Annotated in this window: 2 protein-coding genes; both read left to right on the forward strand. The window is 72.9% G+C overall.

The genetic code is table 11. From position 1 onward, the window contains the following. Positions 1 to 71: 71 nt before the first annotated feature. Complete coding sequence (locus AC5LUJ_RS17680; RefSeq protein WP_250290739.1) at positions 72 to 845, forward strand: alpha/beta hydrolase; 774 nt, start codon at positions 72 to 74, stop codon at positions 843 to 845. A gap of 88 nt (positions 846 to 933) precedes the next feature. After that, a partial coding sequence (locus tag AC5LUJ_RS17685; protein WP_493465323.1) for an LLM class flavin-dependent oxidoreductase occupies positions 934 to 2,068 on the forward strand: 1,135 nt, incomplete at its 3' end.

Consider the following 2,068-nt stretch of genomic DNA (forward strand, 5'->3'; position numbering starts at 1 on the left):
GCTCCCGCCCACCGGTACCGCTTCCGGCTACCGGACATCAGCTGCCCGCCCGCACATAAGGACGTAGATCGATGACGTCAGCTCAGCTCGCCACCACCGCCGCGGACGCGCCCGCTCTCGCGGCCTGGGACAACCCGCCCGCGGTCGCGCCGCGGGGGACGGTGATCCTGATCGCCGGCCGGGGCGAGCACCCGGGGCTCTACGAGCGGTTCGGCAACCGGATCGCCTTCGACGGCTACCGGGTCCGGGTGGTCGGCGACCCGACCGCGCACGAGCGGACGGTCACCTCCGAGATCGACCGCCTGCTGGCCGACCCGGACCTGCCCGCGCCGCGCGTGCTGGCGGGCTCCGACGCGGGCGCGGCGTTCGCCGCGGCGCTGGTCGCCACCGGGCGGGTGCGGGCCGACGGCCTCATCCTCGTCGGCCTCCCCGGCGGGGAGACGGCCACCACCGGCATCGGGGAATGGGAGTGGGAGACCGAGCTGGGTGAGCGCACCGCCTGCCCCACCCACCAGGCGCGGCTGGACGCCGACGTGTCGGTGCGCCGCGGCGCGCTGACCGTCCCGATACCCCGGTCCTGGATCGTCGACGGTGATCTTCGCCAGGTCGCCGTGCCGGTGCTCGGCCTGCACGGGACGGCCGACCTGCTCAGCCCGCTGCCGGCCGCGCGCGAGCGGTACGCGGGCGCGCCCGTCGCCGAGTTCGTCACCATCGACGGCGGCAAGCACGACGCCCTCAACGACGCCACCCACCGGACGGCCGCGGCCGTGGTCGTGCTGTTCCTCGAACGGCTGCGGACCGGCACCGGCCTGCCCGCGATCGCGCGCTGGACACCCTGGTCATAGCCGCCGCCATCCATGCCAGCCGCCGCCATCCGTGTCAAGCCGCGGCTGGCGCACCGATCAGCCACCGTCCGGCGCATCCGGAGGATCCGTGACCGTCGAATTCATCAGCGGCATAAACATCAACCCGTCCAACGAGCTCAACCGGCTCCGCCTCCCGGCCGTTGACGTGCCCTTCCTCAGGCGTTACGCGCGGGTCCTGGAGGACGGTGGTTTCGACTACACCCTGGTGCCCTACCACTCCTCCTTCCAGGACCCGTTCACCCTGGCCACGGCCATCACACAGGTCACCGAGCGGCTCCGGCCGATCGTCGCGCTGCGGCCCAACACCATCTACCCGACGGTCGCGGCCAAACAGCTGGCCACCCTCGACCAGCTCAGCGGCGGACGCGCGGTGGTGCACTTCATCGCGGGCGGGGACGACCACGAGCAGGCCCGCGAGGGCGACCGGCTGGGCAAGACCGAGCGCTACGCGCGACAGGCCGAGTACATCGACATCCTCCGCCGGGTATGGGCCTCGACAGCGCCGTTCGACCATGCCGGGACCTACTACTCCTTCGAGGACTTCGTCTCGGTCGTGCGGCCGGTCAACGGCGGCATCCCGGTGTCGGTCGGCGGGTCGTCGCCGCAGGCCTACCAGGTGGGCGGCGCGCAGGCCGACATCTTCGGGCTGTGGGGCGAACCGCTCAGGCAGACCAGGGAGCAGATCGACGCGGTGGCCGAGCAGGCCCGCCTCGCCGGCCGTGCGGACACCCCCCGCATCTGGGTCACCTTCCGCCCGATCATCGCTCCCACCGAGGAACTGGCCTGGGAGAAGGCCCACCGGATCCTCGACGTCCTGCGGGGCAACAACGGGCTCGCGCACGCGGCGTTCCGTGCCACCGGCGTGCAGGAACCACCCAACGTCGGTTCTCAGCGGCTGCTGCGGGTGGCCCGCGACGGTGACCTGCACGATCGTGCGCTGTGGACGCCCACGGCAGCCGCGACCAACGCCGCCGGCGCGTCCACCGCCCTGGTGGGGACGCCCGAGACCGTCGCCGCCGCCATCCTCGACTACGTCGACATCGGCGCCGAGCTCATCTCGATCCGCGGGTACGACAACCTCAACGACGTCATCGACTACGGCCGCTACCTTCTCCCGCTGGTGCGCGAGGAGCTGGCCCACCGCGCGGCGACCGGCCGTCGTGGCGAGATCGTGCGGGAGGACGCCGGGCGCGGCCGCCCGG

This window comes from Protofrankia sp. CiP1_Cm_nod3, from assembly GCF_982290655.1.

What these genes read in the sequence shown, in the direction of transcription:
- AC5LUJ_RS17680 (WP_250290739.1), top strand. Translation starts at nt 72, where the DNA reads ATGACGTCAGCTCAGCTCGCCACCACCGCCGCGGACGCGCCCGCTCTC.